Origin of the sequence: Roseomonas sp. CCTCC AB2023176 (assembly GCF_042259275.1) — a bacterium.
In the GTDB taxonomy this organism is placed as follows: domain Bacteria; phylum Pseudomonadota; class Alphaproteobacteria; order Acetobacterales; family Acetobacteraceae; genus Roseomonas.
In genome coordinates this window covers 1,220,753-1,244,920 of the sequence record NZ_CP170086.1, presented here as the reverse complement: position 1 = coordinate 1,244,920, position 24,168 = coordinate 1,220,753, and the positions used below count along the sequence as shown (strand labels likewise).

Here is a 24,168-nt window from a genome sequence, read left to right as displayed (position 1 = left end):
ACCCCTCTCGTCCGACCTGCGCGAACGCGCGGTGGCGCTGGTGCAGGCGGGGCGGAGTTGTCGCGAGGCGGATCTGCTTCAGGGCAGCGCTTCCATGCGGCGCCGGACCATCACGCCCCAGGGCGCGCCCTCCGGCGCCTCGGCGAGGAGCGCGGTCCAGGCGGCGCGGGCGCGGTCGGGGCGCCCGGCCTGGGCCTCGGCGAGGCCGGAGAGGAAGCGCAGGCCGACATGGTCAGGCGACTGCGGCAGGGCCTCGGCGAGCCAGGCGACTGCGGCGTCCACCTGCCCGGCCTCCAGCAGCACCTGCGCGCGCTGGGAGGCGAGTTCGGCGTCGAAGCCCGCGCGCAACGCGTTCGTGTAGGCCTGGGCGGCCTCGGCCAGGTTGCCGCGGCTGCGCTCGGCATTGCCGAGGAGGGTCCAGCCCTCCTTCGCCGCGGGCGAGGTCGGCACGGCCAGCGAGAGGCGCTCGCGCAGCGTGGCCAGCAGGGCGTCCTCCTGCGCGCCGCTCTGCTGACGTTCGGCGAAGCTGGCCGACGGCATGCCCGGGAAGCCGTTCAGCAGGTACACGGCCAGCGCGAGCGCGGGGATGAAGACCAGCGCCATGCCCAGCACGCCACGGCCGCCGGTCGCGGCGGGGGCGCGGCGACAGGCGCGGCGGCAGGGACGGCAAGGGCGCGGCGCTGGACTTCGAGCAGGGCGGCGGCATGCGCGGCCTCGTCCAGGCGGCCGGCGGCGCGTTCGCGGTCCAGTTCCTCGCGCTGCGCGCGATAGAGGGCGCGGTCGGCCTCCGCGCGCTCACGCAGGCGCGGCTGGCGCAGCATGGACCAGGCAAGCGGGGCGAGCACCACCAGTGCCAGCGCCCCGAAGGCGACGAGGATCATGCGGCCGGGCGGTCCTCGAGCGTCGCCAGGCGGGCGCGTTCTTCCGGCGAGAGGGGCGCGGCGGGCTGCGGCGCGCCGCGCCGGCGGGAGAGCAGGATGGCGACGATGCCGCCACCGAGCGCCAGGAAGGGCGTGGCCCAGAGCGCGATCGTCGCCGCGTTCACGGGCGGGCGCAGCAGGACGAAGTCGCCGTAGCGGGCGTGGACGAATTCGCGCACGGCGTCGCTGGGTTCGCCGGCTGCCACCTTCTCCCGCACGATGCGGCGGAGGTCACGGGCGAGGTCGGCGTCGCTGTCCTCGATGGACTGGTTCTGGCAGACGAGGCAGCGGAGTTCGCGGCCGATTTCCCGCGCGCGTTCTTCCTGCGCGGGGTCGCGGAGCTGTTCCCGCGGGTCGCCGACGGCGGCGCCGGCGGGCGGGGCGAGGGCCGGCGCGGCGAGCGCCAGCAGCAGGACGAGCGCGCGGATCACGCGTGGCGCCGGAGCAGCGGGTTCAGCTCGGCCTCGACCGTATCGGGCATGATCGGGCCGGCCCAGCGCCAGCGGACGATGCCGTCCTTGTCGAGGAGGTAGGTCTCCGGCACGCCGTAGACGCCCCATTCGATCCCCGTGCGGCCGGCATCGGCGGAGATGGCGGTGAAGGGGTTGCCGTGGCGGGTGAGGAAGCCGGACGCGGCCTCCGGCCGGTCCTTGTGGTTCACGCCGTAGATCGGGACGTTGCGGCGCTGGAGCGCCATGAGCTGCGGGTGTTCCTGCACGCAGGGCACGCACCATGAGGCCCAGAAGTTCACGAGGATGGGGCGGCCGGGCGCCGCCAGCGTTTCGGCGGAGATCGGCGGCAGGTTGAGGCCCTCGACGGGCGGCAGCGGGGTCTGCGGCGCCTTGCGGCCGATGAGGACGGAGGGGACGCCACGCGGGTTGTAGGACCCGTCCTCCATGCCGCGGAGCATCGCCCAGAAGGCGGCGCCGCCCGCCACCGCGACGGCCAGCGGGGCGAGGACGATGAGGGGGCGCCGGCCCGAGGCGCGGGTGGGCGCGCCGGGAGCCGTCGCGACGATCGGCGCGGTCACCGCGGCGTTGGGCTGCGGGGCGTCGGTCCGTGTGCCCGCCGCGGAGGGCACGGCGGCGGCGCCCCGCGGGCGGGCATCCTTCGTCGCGCTCATGCCGGCACCGCCTTCGTGCGGACCGGCGCGCCGACGCGGAGGCGCCGGTCGGAGAGGGACAGGCCGCCACCGAGCGCCATGATGCCAGCGCCGAACCAGATCCAGGGCGCGAGCGGGTTGTGGTGGATGCGGAGGACGACCGCCCCGTCGCGCTCCTCGCCGAGGACGGCGTAGAGGTCGCGCACCGCGTTGGTGTGGATCGCGGCCTCGGTCGTGGCGGTGCGGTTGACGGGGAAGTTGCGCTTCTCCGGCCGCAGGACGGTCACGGGCGAGCCGTCATGGGTCACGACGACCGTCGCGCGGCGGGCCGTGAAGTTGGGGCCCTGCACGTCCTCCACCCGCTCCAGCTGCCAGGTGTAGCCGGCCAGGGTGGTGGACTCGCCGGGGCGCAGTTCGGCGAGCTTGTCGGTGGCCAGCCCCATGCCCGCGAGGCCGAGGAGAGTGACGCCCATGCCGGCATGGGCCACGGCGCCGCCCCAGGCGGAGCGCGGCAGGCCGATCAGGCGCGACCAGGCCGCGGCCGGGCGGCGGAAGAGCGCGATGCGGTCCGCGACGTCGGTGAGGGCGCCGAGGATGAGCCAGAGCGCCGCACCGAAGCCGAGCGCCGGCCCGATCCGCACGCCCGCGAGGGCAAGGCAGAGCAGGAAGGCGGCCAGGGCGCCAAGCGCTGCCCACCAGAGCCGCATCAGCGCCGGCGCCAGCGAGGCGCGCTTCCAGGGCATGACGCTGCCGACCGCCATGGCCGCAAGAAGCGGCGCGGCAAGCGGGAGGATCGCTGCCTCGAAGAAGGGCGGGCCGACGGAAATCTTCGACTTCAGGATGAGGTCCGCGAACATCGGGTAGAGGGTGCCGACGAGCACCACCGCCGCGATGGAGCAGAGCAGCAGGTTGTTCAGGACCAGCGCGCCTTCCCGGGAGACCGGCGCGAAGGCGCCGACGGGCCGCATGGCCGGCGCGCGCCAGGCGAAGAGGGCGAAGGCGCCGCCGATGTAGATGCCCAGCAGCGCGAGGATGAAGACGCCGCGCGACGGATCGTTGGCGAAGGCGTGCACGGAGTTCAGCACGCCGGAGCGGACGAGGAAGGTGCCGAGGAGGGACAGCGCGAAGGCGAGGAGCGCCAGGAACACGGTCCAGGTCTTCAGCGCCTCCCGCTTCTCCACGACGATGGCGGAGTGCAGCAGGGCGGCGCCTGCGAGCCAGGGCATGAGGGAGGCGTTCTCGACCGGGTCCCAGAACCAGTAGCCGCCCCAGCCCAGCTCGTAATAGGCCCACCAGGATCCCAGCGCGATGCCGAGGGTGAGGAAGGACCAGGAGGCCAGCGCCCAGGGTCGGACCCAGCGGCCCCAGGCCGCATCCACGCGGCCTTCCAGTAGCGCGGCGACGGCGAAGGCGAAGGTCACGGCCGTCCCGACATAGCCGAGGTAGAGCAGCGGCGGATGGAAGGCGAGGCCGGGGTCCTGCAGGACGGGGTTCAGCCCCTGCCCGTCGGGCGGCGGCGGCCAGACCCGGTCGAAGGGGTTGGAGGTCGCGAGGATGAAGGCCAGGAACCCCGCAGCGATCAGGCCGAGCACGGCCAGCACGCGTGCGCGGAGCGCCGTCGGCAGGTCCCGCCCGAAGGAGGCGACGGCGGCGGCACAGAGGGCGAGGATGGAGACCCAGAGGATCATGGAGCCCTCATGCGAGGCCCAGGTGCCCGTGATCTTGTAGAGCAGCGGCTTCGCCGAATGGCTGTTCTGCACGACGTTCTCGACCGTCGTGTCGTTCGTGACGAAGGACACGACGAGGCAGCCGAAGGCCGCGAGGATCGAGAGCAGCACGCCGAAGGAGACGGGGGCGGTGGCTGACATCGCGCGCGCGTGGCGCGCCGCGGCGCCCCAGAGGCCGAGGGCCGCCAGGGCGAGGGAGAGGGAGAGCGCGAGGGCGAGCGCGAAGTGGCCGAGTTCGGGGATCATGGCATCCGCGGGATCAGGTGCCCGGGCGTTGGGTCGCCGGCGGCCCGGAAGGTGAAGAGATGGCCCCGGCCGCCGCAGGCGACAGGGTGTTCCCCGTCGCCGCAGGCGACAGCGTGTTCCAGGAGGAGGCCGGCGGGGCCGCGCCCTGGGCGGGGTTCCAGTGGCCGGAGCGCTTCAGCGCGTCCTGCACTTCCGGCGGCATGTAGGTCTCGTCGTGGCGGGCCAGGACCTCGGCGGCGGCGAAGGTGCCGTCGGGGGTGAGGCGGCCGAGGGTCACGACGCCCTGGCCCTCCCGGAACAGGTCGGGGAGGACGCCGCGGTAGGTCACGGCGACGGCGTGGGGGCCGTCGGTGACGCGGAAGCGGACCTCGGCGCCGTTGCGCTGGACGCTCCCGGGCTCGACCAGGCCGCCGAGGCGGAAGGGGCGGGCGTCGTGCGGCGGGGCCGCCGCGATGTCGGAGGGGGAGCGGAAGAAGACGAGGTTGTCCTGGAAGGCCGACAGGGCCAGCGCGACCGCGCCGCCGAGGCCGAGGCCGCAAAGGACGAGCGTCCAGATCCGCCGGCGGCGGCGGGCGCCGGCAAGGCCGGTGCCCTTCACGGGCCGGGCCGGGGTGGCGGTGGTGCTCAACGCGGACGCTCCAGTTCCCGCAGGCGTCGCGAGGCGCCGCGGTGGCGCAGCAGGGCGCCGAGGATCAGGGCGGTGAAGCCGAGCGCCGTCGCGCCCCAGGCCGCGCTGACGAAGATCAGGTGCGGTGTCATGCGGGGAGCGCCTCGGGACGGCGGGCCTCGCCGCGATCGGCGTCGCGGGCGCGGACCAGTTCCAGGGTGCGGATCCGCTTCTCCATAACGGCCGCGCGGGTGCGGGCCAGGACGATGGTGGCGAAAAGGAGGGAAAAGCCGACCGCATTCGCGAGCAGCGGCAGGAGGATGTCGATGTGCATGCCCGGCGCGGCCAGGCGGGTGACGGAAGCGGGCTGGTGCAGCGTGTTCCACCAGTCCACGGAGAACTTCACGATCGGCAGGTTTACGACGCCGACCAGCGCCAGGATGGCGCCGGCGCGGGCGCCCCGCTCCTCATCCTCGAAGGCGCGGGTGAGGGCGGCGTGTCCGACCCACAGGAAGAAGAGGACGAGGACGGAGGTCAGCCGTGCGTCCCAGACCCACCAGGTCCCCCACATCGGCCGGCCCCAGAGGGAGCCGGAGAGGAGGCAGAGGGCGGTGACGGTGGCGCCCACCGGGGAGAGTTCCCGCGCCGCGAGGTCGGCGAGCGGGTGCCGCCAGATCAGGGCGATGGCCGAGGTGACGGCAAGGCCGGCATAGCCCGCCATGGCCAGCCAAGCCATGGGCACGTGGACGTAGAGGATCCGAACCGTCTCCCCCTGCTGCCAGTCGGGCGGGGAGAGGAGGAGGGCCCAGGCGATGGAGGGCAGCAGGACCAGGGCCGAGGCGCCCCAGAGCCAGGGCAGCAGCCGCCCCGTGGCGCGCAGGAAGCGGCCGGGGTTGGCAAAGCGATGCCACAGGGAGACCGATTGCTGGGCGTTTGCCGCGGGCGCGTCCATGAACGTCATGTAGTGCAACCTGCCCCAGACCGGAACGGCGCGCACGCGACGAAAGGTTGCCGCGCGCCGCCCGGGGGCGCCGGGATCAGGTGCCCGGCGAGTTGGCCTTGAGGTAGGCGATCACGTCGTTCAGCTGCTGCTCGTTCCGCAGGCCGGGGAAGGACATGGAGCCCTGTGGGGCCACCGCCTTGGGGTTGGTCAGGTAGGCGCGCAGGTTCTCCTCGGTCCAGGTGTGACCGCCCTGGCCCAGCTGCTGCATGTTCTGGGAGTAGCGGAAGCCCTCGATCGAGGCAGCGCGGCGACCCACGACGTTGTGCAGGTTCGGGCCGACCATGTTGCGGGCCTGCGCGTTCGGGACGGCGTGGCAGGCACGGCACTGGGCGAAGACACGCTCGCCGGCCGCGGCATCCTGCGCGTGGGCCCCGGCCCAGGGCAGGGCGGAGAGGGTCGCGACGGTGAAGGCGGCCAAGGACGCTCGAAGCATGGACGATATTCCCTTTCTCATTCCAGGCGACAGATACGGTAGCGCAGAAACCGCGCCGCATCGTGGCGCGGTTCGGGCGAAACCGGAACCGGCCCGGCACCTGCCGGCGTTCAGATGGCTCGAACGTCGGCGGGGACAACTCGGCTGCGTGTTGAGAATTTGTTAGGTGTTGGACAGGCGAGGGCAGATGGCGGACGGGGTTGCGGTTCGGCGCGGGAAGGACTGGCGGCCGATCTGGGCCGCCGCCGGGTGGGCCGTGGTGGTCGCCATGGGTGGCGGCCTGCTGACGGAGATCGGGCCCTGGTATCGGGGCTTGATCAAGCCGTCCTGGCAACCGCCGGACTGGCTCTTCGGGCCGGCCTGGACGCTGATCTTCGCCCTGTCGGCGTCGGCGGGTATCCGGGCCTGGGAAGCGTCGCGCGACCTGGCGGATCGCCGGGCCGTCGTAATCGCCTTCGTGGCCAACGGGGTCCTGAACGTCCTGTGGAGCCTGCTGTTCTTCAAGCTGCACCGGCCGGACTGGGCGTTGATCGAGGTGGTGCCGCTCTGGCTGTCCATCGCGGCGCTGGCCTGGATCTGCTGGCGGCGGTCGCGGCTGGCGGGGTGGCTGCTGGTGCCCTACCTCGCCTGGGTGGGCTTCGCGGCGTACCTGAACCTGACGATCGTCCGGCTGAACGGGCCTTTCGGCTGAGCATGGAGACCTTCTTCTCCAGCGGTCGGGTCGCGGACCTGCTGCTTGCCGTGCTGGCGGCGGAGGCGGCCTGGATCGCCTGGCGCCGGCGCACCGGGCGCAGCGCGCCGGAGGGGGTGGTGCCGTTCCTGCTGGCAGGGGCCGCCTTCGCCCTGGCGCTGCGGTTCGCACTGACGGGGGGCTGGTGGGGGTGGGTCGGGCTATGCCTGGCGGCGTCGGGCGTGGCGCATGTGTGGGATCTGGCCCGGCGCTGGCGGTGACTTCCGGGAGGGCTTTGCCCGCCCGCACCAACCCATCAGGGGCGAACGCGCCCCTGAACCGCGATCTTTTTTTCACGTCTCTGTTTGGACGGACCGAACTTCGGGGGTCCACCCAGACAGGGCCGTAGACAGCCCGCGGGGTCCGGGGAGGCAGAGCCTCCCCGGGGTCACAAGCGCCGACGCTCAGCCCAGCACGTCCGCCGGCGCGTCGCGCCACAGGCTCTCGCCCAGTTCGCGTCCGAGCTCGGCGGCTTCGGACGGCGCGCCGGTGATGGAGCGACGGAGGAGGAAGGAGCCGTCGGCGCGGGCGATCATCCCCTCCATGTGCAGCCGGCCGTCGGGCAGGCGCCGGGCATGGGCGCCGATCGGGGTGTGGCAGGTGCCGTCGAGGGTGCCGAGAAGGGCGCGTTCGGCATCTGCGGCGATCCGGCTCTCGTGATGCTCCACCGCGGCGAGGAGCTGGCGGAGATCCGCGTCGTCCTCCCGGCAGGTGATGCCGACGATTCCCTGGCACGCGGCAGGGAGCATGGCATGGGTTTCGATCACCACGTCGGCCGCGGCTTCCATCCCCAAGCGCTTCAGGCCGGCGAGGGCGAGGAGGGTGGCGTCGTAGCGGCCCTCGGCGAGGCGCATCAGGCGGGTCTGGACGTTGCCGCGGATGGGCTCGACCCGCAGGTCGGGGCGGGCAGCCAGGAGCTGCGCGCCGCGGCGGACGGATGCGGTGCCGACCAGGGCGCCGTGGGGCAGGCAGGCCCAAGGGTCGGCCGCGTCGTTTCCGATCGCGTCGCGCACCTGGCCGAGGATGAGGGCGTCGCGGTTGTCCTCGCGCTCCAGGACGCAGGCGAGGACGATGCCGGGCGGCATCTCCGTCTCCAGGTCCTTCAGCGAGTGGACGGCGAAGTCGATCCGGCCGTCGAGCAGGGCTTCGTGGATCTCCTTCGCGAAGAGGCCCTTGCCGCCGATTTCGGCGAGCGGGCGGTCGAGCACGCGGTCGCCGGTGGTGGCGATGACGCATTCGTGGAAGGCGTCGTGCGTGCGGACGCCGGCGCAGAAGCGGCTGACGCACGACATGAAGTGCCGCGCCTGCCAGAGCGCGAGCGGCGAGCCCCGCGTGCCGACGCGGAGCGGCAGGGCCCGCGCGTGCGGCGGGACCATCCGGCCGTCATCGGGAAGATCGAGGAGGGCCGGTTCGTCGGCGACGGCGAAGCGGATGAGTTCGTCGAGGGTGGTCATGCGCGTGCCAAGCCCAGGAGGTGGGCCATGTCCTTGAAGAAGATCTTCACGTGGGCCAGGGGGTCTCGCCGGACCAGTTTCTTGTTCATGTAGGATTCCCAGGTCAGGCGCTGCACGTCGGGGTCGGCGCACATCTTCACGAAGCGCTCCCGCGTCCAGTCGTTGCGGTACCAGAAGCGCTGCATGATCCCGAGGATCCAGAAGACCCGGCCGTGGTCCTTCATGAAGCGCTTGCGGGCTGTGGCGAGGGCGCGGACGTCGCCGGTGGCAAGCAGGGCTTCGACGGCATCGGCAGCGAGGCGGCCGCCGAGCATCGCGTAGTAGATGCCCTCACCCGAAGCGGGCGCGACCACGCCGGAGGAATCGCCGGCGAGGACAACGTCCCGGCCATTGTCCCAACGACGGTGAGGACGCAGCGGGATGGGGGCGCCTTCGCGGCGGATTGTCTCGGCGCGGTCGAGGCCGGTTTCGCGGCGGAGCGCACCGACGGCATCACGTAGGGCGAAGCCTTTCCTGGCCGAGCCCGTGCCGATGCTCGCCGTGTCGCCATGCGGAAAAATCCAGGCGTAGAAGTCCGGGGAGAGGCGGCCGTCGTAGCGGACGTCGCAGCGCTTCGCATTCCAGTCCTTCGCGTCCTCAGGCACGCGAATGATCTCGTGGTAGGCGAAGACGAACGGCGTCTTGCGCGTCTCGGGGACGCAGGACTTGCCGACGGCGGAGTTGGCGCCGTCCGCGCCGATCACCGTTCGGGCGCGGAGGCGGTGGGTGTCGCCGCCCGCGTCGCGATACTCGACGACGGCGGTGCCGTCGGGGTCGCGGGAGACGCGGTCGAAGGTACCGGTGCGGCGCTCGGCGCCGTGCGACGCCGCGCGGTCGCGCAGCCATTCGTCGAAGACGTCGCGGTCCACCATGCCGACATAGCCGTTGCCCTGGATCGGCATCTCCACCTCCTTGCCGGAGGGGGCGACGATGCGGGCGTTGTTCACGCGCGCGACGACCAGGTGGTCCGGGATATCGAAGTCGCGGATGGCGCGCGGCGGGATCGCGCCGCCGCAGGGCTTGATGCGGCCTGCGCGGTCGAGCAGGAGGACGTTCCGGCCGTGACAGGCAAGGTCGTCCGCGGCCGTGGCGCCCGCTGGGCCGCCGCCGACCACGACGGCATCGTAGGTGTAGGTGTCGGACATCGTCGTCCTCCCCTCAATCGCCCGAAGCGGCGAATGCGTGTGACGGCGGCGCGACGGCGCGGCGCCCGATGCCCAGCGCGAGTGCGGCGGACAAGATGAAGAGGGCGGCGTCGCCGGCGAAGGCGATGCCGTAGGCGGCGGGGGCGGAGCCGAGAGCCCAACGCGCCACGTCCACCGCGACCGTGCCGACGATCCCGCCGAGGCCGAAGGCGATGGCCTGCGCCGCGCCCCAGAGGCCGAGGCGCACGCCTTCCCGCCCGCCACGGCCTTCGCCGGCGAGCGCCATCATCGCGGCGATGGCGGAGGCGGCGAAGACGCCGTTGGCGAGGCCGAGCGCGAAGCAGGCGGCCTGGAGCGGGAAGGCATGCGGTGCGGCGGCGCCGACGGTCAGCGAGGCCGCGCCCAGGGCTGCGGCAATGCAGCCGCCGATGGTGATCCCGCGCGGGCGGCCGAGGCCGGTGGCGCCGAGCAGGGCCACGAGGATCATGCCGGCGAGGACGCCGCCGTGCTGGAGGGAGGAGAGGCGCGTCGTCTCGCCGAGGGTCAGGCCGAAGACGGCGCCGGCGAAGGGCTCCAGCAGCAGGTCCTGGGCGGAATAGGCGAGCATCGAGGCGAAGACGAAGAGGGTGAAGCGACGCGCGTCGGGATCGGCCCAGGCCTCTCGGAGGGCGGCGCGGAAGTCGGGCTTCACCGCGGCCGGCGCGGCTGCTGCCGGGCGCGCGGGCTCCATGCCCCAGACCGCTACGGTCGCGAGGAGGAGGGCGGCGAGGGAGACGCCGGCGGAGACGGCGACCAAGCGCGCGGGGGTGAACGGGTCGAGGAGCGCCCCGGCTGCGGCGGTGGTCACGACGAAGCCGGCGATCATCATGATCCAGACGACGGAGGCCGCGGCGGGGCGACGCGCCGGCGCGGTGCGAGTCGCGAGGAGGGCGAGCAGCGACGTGCCCGCGGCGCCGACGCCGAGGCCGATCGCGACGAAGGCGAGGAGCGCTGCAACGATGCCGGCGGCGAGGTGGTCGGCCATCAGCGCGGTCGCGGCCGCGGCGCCCACCCCGCCGGCCGCGAGCAGCGCCATGCCCCCGAGGATCCAGGGCGTGCGGCGTCCCCCGACGTCGGATCCGTGGCCCATGCGCGGGCGCATCATCTGCACGGCGTAGTGCAGGCCGACCAAAAGGCCGGGCAGCGTCGCGGGGAGCGCAAGCTCGATGACCATGACGCGGTTGATGGCGGAGGTCGTGAGCACGACGACGGCGCCGAGCGCGGTCTGGACGAGGCCGAGGCGGAGGATGCCGGGCCAGGAGAGCGGGGCGGGGTTCACGCGCCGATCCCCGCGCGGATGGCGGTGGCCGTGACCATCATGCCCGTGACGAAGAGTAGGACGCCCGTGCCGTTGTACCAGGGCGCCAGGCCGCGGGGGTCCCGCAGCAGCCGCGCCATGAGGGCGACCTGTCCCGCGAGAAGCACGGCGACGACGGCGGCGTGCCAGGGCGCGCCCCAGGCGAGGAGCAGTGCGGCGACGACTGCCTGCGGCACCGCCATGAACACGCAGGCAACGCGGCCCGCGCGCTCCGGGCCCAGCAGGACAGGGAGGGAGCCGATGCCGAAGCGGCGGTCGCCCTCGACCGACTTGAAGTCGTTCAGCGTCATGATGCCGTGGGCGCCGAGGGAGTAGAGGGCGGCGGCGGCGAAGGTGGCCGTGGAGGGCGTGCCGCCCGCCATGACCGCGGCGGCAGTGATCCAGGGCAGGCCTTCGTAGCAGGCGCCGCAGGCCAGGTTGCCCCACCAGCCATTCGCCTTGAGACGGATCGGCGGCGCGGAATAGGCCCAGGCGAACGCAATGGCGACGACCGCGGCGGCGAAGCCCCAGGGGCCGAGCGGCAGCGCGACGAGGAGCGACAGGAGCGTCCAGGCGACCGCGACGTAGAGGCCCCAGCGGCCGGGCATGCGGCCGGAGGGGATGGGACGATGCGGTTCGTTCACCGCGTCCACGTGGCGGTCGAACCAGTCGTTCACCGCCTGGCTCATGCCGCAGACCATCGGGCCGGCGAGGAGCAGGCCAAGGAGCGCCATCGGCCAGCGGTCCGCGAGCGGCGCGCCGGAGGAGACGACGCCGCAGGCGAACGCGAAGACCGGCGGGAACCAGGTCACGGGCTTGAGGAGTTCGAGCACCGCCGAGGCTTCGGGGAAGCGCCGCGTCGGGGTGGGGAGGGTCGCGGCGCCGGACATGGCCATTACTCCGCCTCGTTGCCGCCGAGGCCGTAGCGGCGGAGCTTCACGTAGAGACTCTGGCGCGAGAGTCCGAGCATCTCGGCGGCCGAGGCGCGGTTGTCGTCGGTCAGTTGCAGCGCGGCTTCGATGGCGAGTCGTTCGATGACGTCGGTCGTCTCGCGCACGAGTTCCTTCAGGGGCACGCGTCCGACGAGCTCGGTGAGCTGCTCGACGGGACGGGCGAGGTGCGCGCCGGGAGAGGTCTTGGGGGCGGGGCGAGCGCCCACGTCGCGGATGCAGAAGCCGTAGCCCGCGCCGTCATCGCCGAGCGGGGCGGCGGAGACCTCGGCCTCGACGTTCGTGCCGTGCTCGCCGCGCATCGTCGTGGCGAAGAGGTGGACGGAGCCGCGGGTGCGGAGGGTGGCGAGGAGGACTTCGAACTCCAGGCCCGGGCCGAGCCAGCGTTCGAGGGATTCTCCGACGGCCTGCGACTCCGCCTCCAGTTGGGCGAGGTCGAGGAAGGCGGGATTCGCGGCGAGGATGGTGCCGTCGGCATCTGTCGAGACGAGGGCGTCGGGCGAGGATTGTGCGGCGCGGAGCAGGCCGGGCGGGGGCGGTGCGGCTGCCGGTACGCCGTCCGCCACGCGAAGGCGCAGCAGGAGGAGCGGCGCGCGGTCCTGGCGGAAGGGCGCGGCGGCGAGGAGAAGCGTGTCGCCGGACGGGGTAAGGGCCTGGATCTCGGTCGCACGGCCGGCGAAGCGGACCTCCGCGAGGTTCGTCGCGACGCGTTGGCCGACGGCGGAGTCGAAGGCATCGAGGAGCGAGCGGCCGGCGAGCGGGCCACCGCCGAGCAGCGCTTCCGCCGCGGGGTTGGCTTCCTGCACGAGATGCGTCGCGGCATCGAGGATGAGGGCGCCTTCGGCTGACATCTGGAACAGCAGGCGGTAGCGCGACTCGGCGTGGCGGAGGCGGACGTAGTCGCGCTCCATCGATTGCTGCGCGTCCACGAGGCGCTGGTGCAGGGCGGCGACCGCGCGCTGGTCGCGGCCGATCGCGACGATGCGGTCGGATTTCGGCAGGGCAACGGTACCGTAGAGGACGGGTACGCTCGCGTCCGCCTGCCCCGGGTGGTTGACCTGCCGCCAGCGCGCGACGCCCGCGGGCTTCGCCTCGCGCACGAGCGACTCGACCTTTGGGCGGCTGTCCAGCGCGACGGTCTCGGCCCAGGCGCGCCCGGCCCAGCCCGAGGCGCCGCCGAGGTCTTCGGTCAGGGCTTCGTTGCTGATGGCGAGGTCGAGGACCATGCCGTCGCGATCCAGGATGAGGACGATGTCAGCCGCCGCCGCGAGGAGGAGCCCGACCGCCTTGGCGTCCAGTCCCTCGAGCGACCGTGCGGCCGACTTGAACGGTTTCACGAGAGACGGTGTTCCTTGGCTGAGACGCGTGCTCCGCTAGCAAAACTCAAATGCCCTTCAGTGCGCGAAATCGAGAAGTTGCAGGAGGCGTTCGGCCTGCCGGACGGCATGCCGTGCATCGTGGGCCACGGCGTCCGCGCCAAGGCGCAGCGCGCGGCGCGGTGCCTTCGCGAAGACCTGGCCGCCGACCATGACGCCGACGGGCTGCGCGGCGGCGCGGCGGACGGCGGAGACGAGCGTGGCGAGCGGTTCCAGGTCCTCGATGCAGCCGCAGGAGAGGCCGATGATCCGCGCGGGGTCGTGGCGCACGCGCTTCGCGAGTTCCGCCGAGGTGCCGCTGGGCTCGTTCGAGACCTCCCAGCCCGCGAGGCGGAGGAAGCCCGCGACGATATCGGTGCCGAAGGAATGATTCTCACCCGGCATGACGGTGATCAGCGCGCGCCGCGTGCCGCCGCGCACCTGGTCGGCGCGCGATTCGAAGAGCGGCGATAGGCCGCGGAGGATGCGCTGGAGCCGCCAGATGCCGAGCGTGACGTCGGTATAGGAACAGTCGTCCTCCACCCACATGGTGCCGAGCCGGCGGGCGGCGGGGGCCATGAGGTCCAGGGCCACGTGCTCCAGCGTCGCGCCGCGGCCGCGGACGGCTTCGACCGCTTCCTCGGCAGCGGGCCCGTCATCGGCGAGAAGGGCGGTCGCAAGCGCCGCGACGTCCGTGCCATCCACCGGCGGGCGACGCGCCTCCTCGGCGGTCGGCGCGTTGCGATGCACGAGGAGAAGGCGGGGGATGATCTCCTCCGCGATCGTGCGGGAGAGCACGGCGCGAGGCGAGTTCAGGCGGGCGGGAACGGCCCGGGGCACACGCGCGCCCCGCGTTTCGCCCAAATTCCCCAGGTCCACCGCGACCGGCCCCATCGGCTTGGTCACCATATCTGTTTCTTCCCCGACCCTAGGGCGGGCGGAACAAGAGTGTCAACTTGGAATGACGTAAACCTCGATTGACACTCGGCCTTCCTCCCCCCTATCGTTCCCCCAGGTGCGCGGCATGGAACGACGCACCTCCGAGGAACGGCATGCGGCTCAGTCGGATATGCGATGCGACCGGAGACTGCCCCGACGGAACAGGCCGGTCCGCCCGTTCGACTGCGCCGGTCGAAGCCGGCGCTTCCAGGAAGGGGCTTGTCAAGCGATGCGCGACAGCGGGCTGATCAATCGTGTCCTGGAACCATTCGACTGCTGTCCGTGGACGGCGGGTTCCGGGCGTGCGGCCATCCAGCATCGGCGCGCCGCGCCGATCTACAGCGTGGAGGAGCGGCGGCGGCGTGACGAGACGGGCTGGACGCTGGTGCAGGGCATCCTCGCGCCGGTGCAGTTCTTCGTCTTCCTCGTCAGCCTCGGGCTGGTCGTACGGACGTTGCTGACGGGGGAAGGTCTCGCGGTCGCGACGGCGTCCGTCGTGCTGAAGACCTTCGTGCTCTACACGATCATGGTTACCGGCGCGATCTGGGAGAAGGTGGTCTTCGGCCGCTACCTCTTCGCCGCCGCGTTCTTCTGGGAAGATGTCTTCTCCATGCTCGTCATCGGGCTGCACACGGTCTACGTCGCGGCCGTGCTGTTCGGCTGGGGTGACGGGCGGTCGCAGCTGTTGCTGGCGCTCGCGGCCTACGTGGCCTACGCGATCAACGCGGCACAGTTCCTCATGAAGCTGCGCGTGGCGCGGCTGCAGGCGGCAGGATGAACGCCATCTCGCCCGCGCCGAGGGTGGAGGCCGCAGGCTGCACCGCGGCGCCGGTGCTGCGGGAACGCGGGCAGCGCGAGGTCTTCTGCGGGCTGACCGGCATCGTCTGGCTGCACCGCAAGATCCAGGATGCCTTCTTCCTCGTCGTGGGAAGCCGGACCTGTGCGCACCTGCTGCAGGCCGCGGCGGGGGTGATGATCTTTGCCGAGCCGCGTTTCGCGACGGCGATCATCGAGGAGCGGGACCTCGCCGGCCTCGCCGACGCGAACGAGGAACTGGACCGGGTCGTGTCGCGGCTGCTGGAGCGACGCCCTGACATCAAGCTGCTCTTCCTCGTCGGGTCCTGCCCGTCGGAGGTGATCAAGTTGGACCTGTCGCGGGCAGCGCAGCGGCTGTCGCGGCGCGTGCGGCCGGACGTGGTCGTGCTGAACTATTCGGGCAGCGGGATCGAAACGACGTTCACGCAGGGCGAGGACGCCTGCCTCGCCGCGCTGGTGCCGGAGATGGCCGCGAGCGACTCGCGGTCGCTTCTGGTCGTCGGGGCGCTGGCGGAGGTCGTGGAGGACCAGTTTCGGCGCCTCTTCGCCGCCATGGGGATCGGTCCCGTACACTTCCTGCCGCCACGGCGCGCGCGGGAACTGCCACCGGTCGGGCCGGGGACGCGGATGCTATTGGCGCAGCCCTTCCTCGGCGACACGGCTCGCGCGCTGACCGACCGCGGCGCGCGCCGGCTGGCGGCTCCCTTCCCCTTGGGTGCGGAGGGCACGACGGCGTGGCTGCAGGCCGCCGCGCGCGAGTGGGGTGTGACCGAGGCGACGTTCCGCGCCGCGACGCAAGCGGGCGAGGAGCGCGCGCGGCGCGCCGTCGCCGCGCATCGCGAGCGCCTGGCCGGGCGGAGCGTCTTCTTCTTCCCCGATTCTCAGCTGGAAGTGCCGCTGGCGCGGTTCCTGTCGCGCGAGGTGGGAATGGAACTGGACGAAGTCGGGTCCCCCTACATCCATCGCGAGCACCTGGCCGAGGAGCTGGCCTGGCTGCCGGCCGGCACGGCGCTGAGCGAGGGCGGACATGTGGATCGGCAACTCGATCGCTGCCGCGCCGTGCGGCCGGACCTAACGGTGTGTGGGCTCGGGCTGGCGAATCCGCTCGAGGCGGAGGGGCTGGCGACGAAATGGTCCATCGAACTCGTCTTCACGCCGATCCAGGGATACGAGCAGGCGGGCGACCTCGCCGGCCTGTTCTCCCGACCGCTCGCGCGCCGCGCGCGGCTGGAGGTGTAGGGTGAAGCTCGCGGTCTGGACCTATGAGGGGCCGCCGCATGTCGGGGCCATGCGGATCGCAACGGCGATGCGCGGGCTGCACTACGTGCTGCACGCGCCGCAGGGCGACACCTATGCCGACCTGCTGTTCACGATGATCGAGCGGCGGGACCGCCGGCCGCCGGTGACATATACGACCTTCCAGGCGCGGGACCTTGGTTCCGACACCGCGCAACTCTTCCAGGACGCGGCGCGCGAGGCGTATGAGCGGTTCCGCCCCGAGGCGCTGCTCGTCGGCGCGTCCTGCACGGCCGAACTGATCCAGGACGATCCGGGCGGGCTGGCCCGCGCGATGGGATTGCCGGTGCCGGTCGTCGCGGTGGAACTGCCGTCCTACCAAAAGAAGGAGAACTGGGGGCGGCGGAGACCTTCTACCAGTTGGTTCGCGCCTTCGCGGGGCCGCATGCGCCGGCGCCGGGGACCGTGCGGGCGCCGCGCGGCGATCGTGCGCCGCGCTGCAACATCCTCGGGCCCTGTGCGCTGGGCTTCCGGCACCGCGATGACGTGCGGGAGATCCGGGGGCTGCTGGCGCGGCTGGGCGTCGAGGTGAACGTCACGGCGCCGGAGGGTGCGACCCCCGACGACCTTTCGCGGCTCGGGGACGCCGACTTCAACGTCGTGCTCTATCCGGAGATCGCGGGGCAGGCGGCGTCTTGGCTCTCCCGCACCTTCGGGCAGCCCGCGACGAAGACCGTGCCGATCGGCGTGGGGGCGACGCGGGATTTCATCGCGGAGGTGGCGGCGCTCGCGGGCGTGGATGCCGCGCCGGTGCTGGCGGCCGAGTCGTCTCGGTTGCCCTGGTACTCGCGGTCCGTGGACTCGACCTATCTGACGGGCAAGCGGGTCTTCATCTTCGGCGACGCGACCCACGTCCTCGCCGCCGCGCGGGTCGCGACGGAGGAGCTGGGCTTCGAGGTCGTCGGCCTCGGCACCTATTCCCGGGAGTTCGCGCGGGACGTGCGCGACGCGGCGGCGCGGCTCGGCGTCGAGGCGCTGATCACGGACGACTATCTCGACGTGGAGGAGCGCGTCGCGGAGCTGCGGCCGGAACTCGTCCTCGGCACTCAGATGGAGCGGCACGTTGCGAAGAAGCACGGCATCCCCTGCGCCGTGATCTCCGCCCCCGTGCACGTGCAGGACTTCCCCGCGCGGTTCTCGCCGGTGATGGGGTTCGAAGGCGCGAACGTCCTGTTCGACACCTGGGTGCATCCGCTGATGATGGGGCTCGAGGAGCACCTCATCGCGATGTTCCGGGAGGATCCGGAGTTCTCGGATACCGCGCCATCCCACCTGGGGCATGCGGCCGCGGAGCCGGTTGCCGAGGTCGTGGCGACGACGACGGATGTCATGTGGCATCCGGAGGCTGAGCGGGAGCTCAAGAGGATCCCGTTCTTCGTTCGGGGGAAGGCGCGGCGAAACACCGAATCCTTCGCCCGGGAAAGGGGCATCGCGACCGTGACTGTCGAGGCTCTCTATGACGCGAAGGCGCATTATGCGCGATAGCGTCCGCATCACCGTCGTCACGATGGACAGCCACCTGGCCGGCGCCGCCGCGGCGGCCGAGGCGGCGCTGCGGCGCGACGTCCCCGGCCTCCGGCTGGCCGTGCACGCGGCGGATGAATGGGGGAGCGACCCCACGGCGCTGGCCGCTTGCCATGCCGACATCGCGAGGGCGGACATCGTCGTCACGACGATGCTGTTCCTGGAGGACCATATCCGGCCCGTGCTGCCGGCGCTGGCGGCGCGGCGGGACGACTGCGCGGCGATGCTGTGCATGCTCAGCGCGGGGGAGGTCATGCGCCTCACCCGGCTCGGGCGCTTCGACATGTCGGCGGAGGCGCGCGGCCCGCTGGCGCTCCTGAAGCGGCTGCGGGGCGGTAAGGGCAAGTCGGGGGCCCCGTCGTCCGGACAGGCGCAGATGCGGGTGCTGCGGGAACTGCCGAAGCTGCTGCGCTTCATCCCCGGCACGGCGCAGGACGTGCGGGCGTATTTCCTGGCTCTCCAGTACTGGCTGGCGGGGTCCGAGGAGAATCTGGGAAGCCTGCTGCGGTTGCTCGTCGGGCGCTATGCGCCGCGTGCGGTGCCCGGCGGGACGCTGAAGGCGCCGGCACCGATCCAGTATCCGGACGTCGGGCTCTACCACCCCCAGGCGCGTGGGCGGATCGTGGAGCGGCTGGAGGAGTTGCCGACCGGGACCGGGAGTGCAGGCACGGTTGGCCTGTTGCTGATGCGGTCCTACGCGCTGGCGGGGAACGCCGCGCATTACGACGGTGTGATCGCGGCGCTGGAAGCGCGGGGGCTGCGGGCCATCCCGGCCTTCGCGAGCGGGCTGGACCAGCGGCCGGCGATCGAGCGGTACTTCAAGCGGGACGGCGTCGCGTCGGTGGATGCGATGCTGTCACTGACAGGGTTCTCGCTCGTCGGCGGTCCTGCCTACAACGATGCGCGGGCGGCCGAGGAGATCCTAGCGGATCTCGACGTTCCCTACCTCGCGGCGCATCCGCTCGAATTCCAGACGATCGAGCAGTGGGAGGCCGATGCGCGCGGCCTGACGCCGGTCGAGGCGACGATGATGGTCGCCATCCCCGAGCTCGACGGGGCGACGGGGCCGATGACCTTCGGCGGCCGTTCGTCCGCCGCCCCGGGCGAGGCGCGGCGCGACATGGCGTCGCACCCCGAGCGCGCGACGATGCTGGCAGCGCGGGTGGCGAAGATGGTCGCGTTGCGTCGGTCGGCCCGCGCGGAGCGGCGGGTCGCGGTGGTCCTCTTCAACTTCCCGCCGAATGCGGGGAGCGTCGGGACGGCGGCGTACCTTTCGGTCTTCGCGTCGCTGCACAACACGCTGCGGGCGATGCGCGACGGCGGCTACGACGTGGACGTCCCGCCGACGGTGGACGCGCTGCGCGCGGCGGTGCTGGAAGGCAATGCTTCGCGCCACGGCACCGTCGCGAACGTCGCGGCGCGCATCCCGGCCGACGACCACGTGCGGCGGGAGCCCCACCTGGCGGAGATCGAGCGGCAATGGGGCGCGGCCCCGGGGCGCCACAACAGCGACGGGCGCAACCTGCTAATCCTCGGCGCGCAGTTCGGGAATGTCTTCGTCGGGGTGCAGCCGGCCTTCGGGTATGAGGGAGACCCGATGCGGCTGCTGTTCGAGAGGGGCTTCGCGCCGACGCACGCCTTCTCCTCCTTCTATCGCTGGATCCGGGAAGACTTCGCCGCCCATGCCGTGCTGCATTTCGGCACGCACGGGGCGCTGGAGTTCATGCCGGGGAAGCAGGCCGGGTTGTCCGGGGCGTGCTGGCCGGACCGGCTGATCGGCGACCTGCCCAACCTCTACCTCTACGCGTCCAACAACCCGTCCGAAGGCGCCCTGGCCAAGCGGCGGGCGTATGCGACGCTCGTCAGCCACCTGACGCCGCCGGTGGCGCAGGCCGGGCTGTACCGTGGGCTGCTCGACCTGAAGGCGTCGCTGGGCCGGTTGCGGGCGCTGGACCCGGCGGACGCGGCAGGGCGCCTGGACTTGGCGGCGCTGGTGCAGGCGCAGGCGGCGGCGGTGGACCTGGTTCCGGCCGAGCCGGAATGGGCCGCGGACACCGTGGACCGGGAAGTCGTCTCGCTCGGGGCGGCGCTGCTGGAGCTGGAATACGCGCTGATCCCGCACGGCCTGCACATCGTTGGCAGTCCTCCGGGGCCCGAGGCGCGGGCGGCGACGCTCGATGCGGCGGGGATTACCGACCCCGACCGGCGGGCGACGCTGGATGCGCTACTGGCCGAGGACCACGAGACACCGGCAATCCTGCGGGCGCTCGATGCACGCTTCGTGCGGCCGGCGCCGGGCGGCGACCTGCTTCGGACGCCGGAGGTACTGCCGACCGGCCGTAACCTGCATGGCTTCGATCCCTTCCGGCTGCCGAGCGCCTTCGCGGTGCAGGACGGGGCACGGCAGGCCGACCGGTTGCTGGCGCGGCATGTCGCGGAGCGCGGGGCGATGCCGGAGACGGTGGCGATCGTCCTTTGGGGAACGGACAACCTGAAGACCGAGGGCGGGCCTATCGCCCAGGCGCTGTGGCTGATGGGCGCGGCGCCGCGGCACGACTCCTACGGCCGGCTGTCCGGCGCGCGTCTGATCCCGCTGGCGGAGCTGGGGCGGCCGCGCGTGGACGTGGTGATAACCCTGTCCGGCATCTTCCGCGACCTGCTGCCGCTGCAGACGAAGCTGCTGGCGGAGGCCGCGCTGCTGGCCGCCGGTGCCGACGAGCCGCCCGAGATGAACCGGATCCGCGCCCATGCCCTGGCTTTCCAGGCCGCGCATGGCGGGACGCTGGAAGAGGCGGCGCTGCGGGTCTTCGGCAACGCCGAAGGGGCCTACGGCGCCAACGTCAACCAACTGCTCGAAGCAGGGGCGTGGGAGAGCGAGGACGAGCTGGCCGACACCTACCTGCGCCGCAAGGGCTTTGCCTATGGCGTGGACGGGAAGTCGGCGCGGCATGACGCGGTGCTGGCGCACGCGCTGTCGGGGGTGGACGCGACCTACCAGAACCTCGATTCGGTCGAGCTCGGCGTGACGACGATCGACCACTACTTCGACACGCTCGGCGGGATCTCCCGCGCGGTGCGTCGGGCCCGTGGGCAGGACGCGGACATCTACATCGGCGACCAGACGCGCGGCGAAGGCAGCGTGCGGACGCTGTCCGAGCAGGTCGCGATCGAGAGCCGGACGCGCACGCTCAACCCGAAGTGGTACGAGGCGATGCTGTCCCATGGCGCCGAAGGCGTGCGCCAGATCGAGAGCCAGGTGACGAACACGATGGGCTGGTCGGCGACGACGGGTTCCGTCGCGCCCTGGGTATACCAGCACGCCGCGCAGACCTTCATGCTGGACCCGGAGATGCGGGAACGGCTCGCGGCGCTGAACCCCGCCGCATCCGCCCGCATCGCGAACCGCCTCATCGAGGCGCATGAGCGCCGGTACTGGCAGCCCGCACCGGACGTGCTGGAGCGGCTGCGACAGGCCGGCGAAGAACTCGAAGACCGCCTCGAAGGCATTGGCGCAGGAGTAGCGGCATGAGTGAAGCGCCGACGATCGAGCGACACAACTACATCCGGGGTGCCATCCCCCGCGGGCGGGAGGATGGCGAGGGCAGCGTGCAGGTCCAGATGGACCCGAGCCTGAAGATCGGCGGGGCCAAGGTCTTCGCCGTCTACGGGAAGGGCGGGATCGGGAAGAGCACGACGTCGTCGAACCTGTCGGTCGCCTTCTCCAAGCTCGGGAAGCGCGTGCTGCAGATCGGGTGCGACCCGAAGCATGACAGCACCTTTACGCTGACGAAGAGCCTCATCCCCACCGTCATCGACGTGCTGGAGACCGTGGAGTTCCATTCGGAGGAGCTGCGAACCGAGGATTTCGTCTTCCCGGGCTACAACGGCGTGATGTGCGTCGAGGCTGGCGGGCCGCCTGCGGGGACGGGCTGCGGCGGCTACGTCGTGGGGCAGACGGTGAAGCTGCTGAAGGAGCACCACCTGCTGGAGGAGACGGACGTCGTCGTCTTCGACGTGCTTGGCGACGTGGTCTGCGGCGGCTTCGCGGCGCCCCTGCAGCATGCGGAGCGGGCGCTGATCGTCACGGCGAACGACTTCGACAGCATCTTCGCGATGAACCGGATCGTTGCGGCGATCAAGGCGAAGTCGAAGAACTACCCGGTGCGGGTTGGCGGCGTCATCGTGAACCGCAGCGCGGGGCACGATCAGGTGGACAAGTTCAACGACCGAGTCGGGCTCGAATCGGTCGCGCACTTCCCGGACCTCGACGACATCCGGCGGTCCCGCCTCAAGAAGGCGACGCTGTTCGAGATGGATGAGACGCCGGCGCTGGCCGCGGTGAAGGCGGAATACATGCGTCTCGCGGCCGCGCTCTGGGCGGGCGAGACCATGAAGGACCGGCTTCCGGTTCCGCTCAAGGATCGTGAAATCTTCGACCTGCTGGGGTTCGACTGATGGACGGCGCGACCTACACGCAGAAACGGGGACAGCTCCTCGACTACTTCGACCGCACGGCGGTGCAGGCCTGGACGCGCCTGACCTCCGACGCGCCGGTCGGGCGAATCCGCGCGACGGTACGGGCGGGGCGGGACGCGATGCGGGCGCAGCTGCTGTCGCTGCTGCCGGACGATCTGCGCGGCGCGCGCGTTCTGGATGCGGGCTGCGGAACTGGGGCGCTGGCGCTGGAAGCGGCACGGCGCGGCGCGGAGGTGGTGGCGATCGACCTTTCGCCGACCCTCGTCGGGCTCGCGCGGCAACGCGCGGCGGGAGAGGACGGCGCGGATCGCGTCACCTTTCGCGTCGGCGACATGCTCTCGCCCTCCCTTGGCACTTTCGATCACGCCGTCGCGATGGACAGCCTGATCCACTACCGGCCGGACGACGTGGCGCGCGCCCTCGGGGCACTGGCGCCGCGGGTACGGTCCTCCATCGCCTTCACCTTCGCGCCCTGGACGCCGGCGCTCGGCGCGATGCACGCGGTCGGCCGGCTCTTCCCCAGGTCCGATCGCGCGCCGGCGGTGGAGCCGGTGCGGGACGCGGCGTTGCGGCACCGGCTGGCGTCGGAGCCGGCGCTCGCGGGCTGGCGAGCCGGTGGCGGCGGGCGGATCAGCACGGGCTTCTACATCTCCCAGGCCCTGGAGCTGCGGCGGTGAACGTCGCGCGCGCCTGGACGCGGCTGGGTCCGAACCTCCTGCCCTTCGCCGATGCGGCGACGGATGAACTGCCGCTCGGGCGACTGCTCCGGCTCTCGCTGTTCCAGGTCTCGGTCGGGATGTCGGCGGTGCTGCTCATCGGCACGCTGAACCGGGTGATGATCGTGGAGCTTGGCGTCGCGGCCTGGCTCGTCGCGGCGATGGTCGCGTTGCCGCTGATCTTCGCACCGCTGCGGGCGCTGATCGGGTTCCGGTCGGACAACCACCGCTCCGCGCTGGGATGGCGGCGTGTGCCCTACATCTGGATGGGCACGCTCGTGCATTTCGGCGGCCTCGCCATTATGCCCTTCGCGCTGCTGATCTTGTCCGGCGACACGAACGGGCCGGCCTGGGTCGGTCCGGTAGCTGCGGCGCTCGCCTTCCTGATGGTGGGCGCGGGCCTGCACACGGTGCAGACGGTCGGCCTGGCGCTGGCTGCCGACCTGGCGCCGCCCGCAGCCCTGCCACGGGTCGTCGCGCTGCTGTCGGTGATGCTGCTGCTCGGCATGGTCGTCGCGGCCGTCGGCTTCGGGGCGGTGCTGCACGACTTCTCGCAGCTGAAGCTGATCCAGGTGATCCAGGGCGCGGCGGTGCTGACCATCATCCTGAACATCACCGCACTCTGGCGGCAGGAACCGCGGATGCCCGGACGTCGCGGGCGGGCCGACCTCCCGGGCTTCCGGGAATCCTGGCGCGCGCTGCGGACGCAGGGGCCCTGGACGCGGCGGCTCGTCGCGACCGGGCTGGGGACCGCGGCCTTCTCCATGCAGGACATCCTGCTCGAGCCCTATGGCGGCGAGATCCTCGGCCTGTCGGTGTCCTCCACGACCTTGCTGACGGCGCTCGTCGCGGCGTCGGGCATCGCGGGCTTCGTGCTGGCGGCGCGGCTGATGGGACGCGGCGTGGACACGACGCGGGTGGCGGCCGGCGGGTTGCTGGCGGGGATCGCGGCCTTCACCGCGGTCACGCTCGCGGCGCCCGCTGCCTCTGCGGCGGTCTTCGCGCTGGGCGTCGCGCTGATCGGGTTCGGCGCCGGCCTCTTCGCCCACGCGACGCTCACCGGCTGCATGCAGGTCGCGCCGCCCGGCCAGATCGGGCTCGCGCTCGGCGCCTGGGGCGCGGTGCAGGCCACGGCGGCGGGATGCGCCATCGGCCTCGGCGGCGCGATCCGCGACATGCTCATGCATCCCGCCCTCGACGGCAGCCTCGGCGAGGCGCTGACGGGACCCGCCGTTCCCTACGGCGCCGTCTACCTCCTCGAGATCGCCTTGCTCTTCGTCACCCTCGCGGCCCTCGGTCCCCTCGCGCAGCGCGCGCCGGGACCGGTGGTGATCCGCAACGCCTGAGACCGGAG

The 24,168-nt window shown here is 72.2% G+C and carries 23 protein-coding genes and 1 pseudogene; 9 read left to right on the top strand and 15 right to left on the bottom strand.

The window, feature by feature from the left end; translation table 11 throughout:
* Nucleotides 1-78: 78 nt before the first annotated feature.
* From ACE7GA_RS06240 to ACE7GA_RS06200, 9 genes are all read right to left on the bottom strand, one after another.
* Entirely contained in the window at nt 79-603 is a 525-nt protein-coding gene (locus ACE7GA_RS06240) for a tetratricopeptide repeat protein (protein WP_376097174.1), read from the bottom strand.
* Entirely contained in the window at nt 555-881 is a 327-nt protein-coding gene (gene ccmI / locus ACE7GA_RS06235) for a c-type cytochrome biogenesis protein CcmI (protein WP_376097171.1), read from the bottom strand. Before ccmI ends, ACE7GA_RS06240 begins: the two co-directional genes overlap by 49 nt.
* Nucleotides 878-1,351: a cytochrome c-type biogenesis protein gene (locus ACE7GA_RS06230; RefSeq protein WP_376097168.1), complete on the bottom strand. Its 474-nt coding sequence runs from the start codon at nt 1,349-1,351 to the stop codon at nt 878-880. The genes ccmI and ACE7GA_RS06230 overlap by 4 nt, the downstream gene beginning before the upstream one ends.
* Nucleotides 1,348-2,043, bottom strand: a complete 696-nt coding sequence (locus tag ACE7GA_RS06225; RefSeq protein WP_376097165.1) for a DsbE family thiol:disulfide interchange protein — start codon at nt 2,041-2,043, stop codon at nt 1,348-1,350. The genes ACE7GA_RS06230 and ACE7GA_RS06225 overlap by 4 nt, the downstream gene beginning before the upstream one ends.
* The gene (locus ACE7GA_RS06220; protein ID WP_376097162.1) at nt 2,040-3,995 is read right to left on the bottom strand and encodes a heme lyase CcmF/NrfE family subunit; all 1,956 of its coding nucleotides are present in this window, start codon (nt 3,993-3,995) and stop codon (nt 2,040-2,042) included. The genes ACE7GA_RS06225 and ACE7GA_RS06220 overlap by 4 nt, the downstream gene beginning before the upstream one ends.
* Nucleotides 3,996-4,008: 13 nt before the next feature.
* Complete coding sequence (gene ccmE, locus ACE7GA_RS06215; RefSeq protein ID WP_376100125.1) at nt 4,009-4,593, bottom strand: cytochrome c maturation protein CcmE; 585 nt, start codon at nt 4,591-4,593, stop codon at nt 4,009-4,011.
* Between the two features lie 26 nt (nt 4,594-4,619).
* Nucleotides 4,620-4,754: a heme exporter protein CcmD gene (gene ccmD, locus ACE7GA_RS06210; RefSeq protein WP_376097159.1), complete on the bottom strand. Its 135-nt coding sequence runs from the start codon at nt 4,752-4,754 to the stop codon at nt 4,620-4,622.
* Nucleotides 4,751-5,554, bottom strand: a complete 804-nt coding sequence (locus ACE7GA_RS06205; protein ID WP_376100123.1) for a heme ABC transporter permease — start codon at nt 5,552-5,554, stop codon at nt 4,751-4,753. Before ACE7GA_RS06205 ends, ccmD begins: the two co-directional genes overlap by 4 nt.
* 85 nt (nt 5,555-5,639) lie before the next feature.
* Nucleotides 5,640-6,023: a c-type cytochrome gene (locus ACE7GA_RS06200; protein ID WP_376097156.1), complete on the bottom strand. Its 384-nt coding sequence runs from the start codon at nt 6,021-6,023 to the stop codon at nt 5,640-5,642.
* A 181-nt stretch (nt 6,024-6,204) separates the two neighbouring features.
* On the opposite strand from ACE7GA_RS06200, the gene ACE7GA_RS06195 reads away from it, so the two are divergent.
* Both ACE7GA_RS06195 and ACE7GA_RS06190 read left to right on the top strand, forming a co-directional pair.
* Entirely contained in the window at nt 6,205-6,729 is a 525-nt protein-coding gene (locus ACE7GA_RS06195; RefSeq protein WP_376097153.1) for a TspO/MBR family protein, read from the top strand.
* Between the two features lie 2 nt (nt 6,730-6,731).
* Nucleotides 6,732-6,989, top strand: a complete 258-nt coding sequence (locus ACE7GA_RS06190) for a hypothetical protein (protein WP_376097150.1) — start codon at nt 6,732-6,734, stop codon at nt 6,987-6,989.
* Nucleotides 6,990-7,172: 183 nt separating this feature from the next.
* On the opposite strand, the gene hemC is transcribed toward ACE7GA_RS06190, so the two are convergent.
* Genes hemC through ACE7GA_RS06160 form a run of 6 tightly spaced genes read right to left on the bottom strand, consistent with a single transcriptional unit; the run spans nt 7,173 to nt 13,956 of the window.
* Nucleotides 7,173-8,222: a hydroxymethylbilane synthase gene (hemC, locus tag ACE7GA_RS06185; RefSeq protein WP_376097147.1), complete on the bottom strand. Its 1,050-nt coding sequence runs from the start codon at nt 8,220-8,222 to the stop codon at nt 7,173-7,175.
* The gene (locus ACE7GA_RS06180; protein WP_376097144.1) at nt 8,219-9,406 is read right to left on the bottom strand and encodes a geranylgeranyl diphosphate reductase; all 1,188 of its coding nucleotides are present in this window, start codon (nt 9,404-9,406) and stop codon (nt 8,219-8,221) included. The genes hemC and ACE7GA_RS06180 overlap by 4 nt, the downstream gene beginning before the upstream one ends.
* 13 nt (nt 9,407-9,419) lie before the next feature.
* Nucleotides 9,420-10,724 (bottom strand): BCD family MFS transporter, encoded by a 1,305-nt coding sequence (locus tag ACE7GA_RS06175; RefSeq protein ID WP_376097141.1) that lies wholly within the window; start codon nt 10,722-10,724, stop codon nt 9,420-9,422.
* Nucleotides 10,721-11,632: a chlorophyll synthase ChlG gene (chlG, locus tag ACE7GA_RS06170; protein ID WP_376097138.1), complete on the bottom strand. Its 912-nt coding sequence runs from the start codon at nt 11,630-11,632 to the stop codon at nt 10,721-10,723. The genes ACE7GA_RS06175 and chlG overlap by 4 nt, the downstream gene beginning before the upstream one ends.
* Before the next feature lie 5 nt (nt 11,633-11,637).
* Nucleotides 11,638-13,029, bottom strand: coding sequence for a transcriptional regulator PpsR (gene ppsR, locus ACE7GA_RS06165; protein WP_376097135.1), 1,392 nt, complete (start codon nt 13,027-13,029; stop codon nt 11,638-11,640).
* Between the two features lie 57 nt (nt 13,030-13,086).
* Nucleotides 13,087-13,956 (bottom strand): B12-binding domain-containing protein, encoded by an 870-nt coding sequence (locus ACE7GA_RS06160; protein ID WP_376097132.1) that lies wholly within the window; start codon nt 13,954-13,956, stop codon nt 13,087-13,089.
* Nucleotides 13,957-14,215: 259 nt separating this feature from the next.
* On the opposite strand from ACE7GA_RS06160, the gene bchF reads away from it, so the two are divergent.
* The 7 genes and pseudogenes from bchF to ACE7GA_RS06125 all read left to right on the top strand — a co-directional run bounded on the left by bchF (nt 14,216) and on the right by ACE7GA_RS06125 (nt 24,160).
* Nucleotides 14,216-14,764 carry a 2-vinyl bacteriochlorophyllide hydratase gene (bchF, locus tag ACE7GA_RS06155; RefSeq protein ID WP_376097129.1) on the top strand — a complete coding sequence of 183 codons (549 nt, stop codon included), beginning with the start codon at nt 14,216-14,218 and terminating at the stop codon, nt 14,762-14,764.
* Complete coding sequence (locus tag ACE7GA_RS06150; RefSeq protein ID WP_376097126.1) at nt 14,761-16,041, top strand: ferredoxin:protochlorophyllide reductase (ATP-dependent) subunit N; 1,281 nt, start codon at nt 14,761-14,763, stop codon at nt 16,039-16,041. Before bchF ends, ACE7GA_RS06150 begins: the two co-directional genes overlap by 4 nt.
* A gap of 1 nt (nt 16,042) precedes the next feature.
* Nucleotides 16,043-17,583: pseudogene (bchB, locus tag ACE7GA_RS06145) on the top strand (ferredoxin:protochlorophyllide reductase (ATP-dependent) subunit B).
* Complete coding sequence (locus tag ACE7GA_RS06140; protein WP_376097123.1) at nt 17,573-21,151, top strand: magnesium chelatase subunit H; 3,579 nt, start codon at nt 17,573-17,575, stop codon at nt 21,149-21,151. The pseudogene bchB and the gene ACE7GA_RS06140 overlap by 11 nt, the downstream one beginning before the upstream one ends.
* 89 nt (nt 21,152-21,240) lie before the next feature.
* Nucleotides 21,241-22,077, top strand: a complete 837-nt coding sequence (bchL, locus tag ACE7GA_RS06135; RefSeq protein ID WP_376100121.1) for a ferredoxin:protochlorophyllide reductase (ATP-dependent) iron-sulfur ATP-binding protein — start codon at nt 21,241-21,243, stop codon at nt 22,075-22,077.
* Complete coding sequence (bchM, locus tag ACE7GA_RS06130; RefSeq protein ID WP_376097120.1) at nt 22,077-22,775, top strand: magnesium protoporphyrin IX methyltransferase; 699 nt, start codon at nt 22,077-22,079, stop codon at nt 22,773-22,775. Before bchL ends, bchM begins: the two co-directional genes overlap by 1 nt.
* Nucleotides 22,772-24,160, top strand: a complete 1,389-nt coding sequence (locus ACE7GA_RS06125) for a BCD family MFS transporter (RefSeq protein ID WP_376097117.1) — start codon at nt 22,772-22,774, stop codon at nt 24,158-24,160. Before bchM ends, ACE7GA_RS06125 begins: the two co-directional genes overlap by 4 nt.
* Nucleotides 24,161-24,168 lie beyond the last annotated feature (8 nt).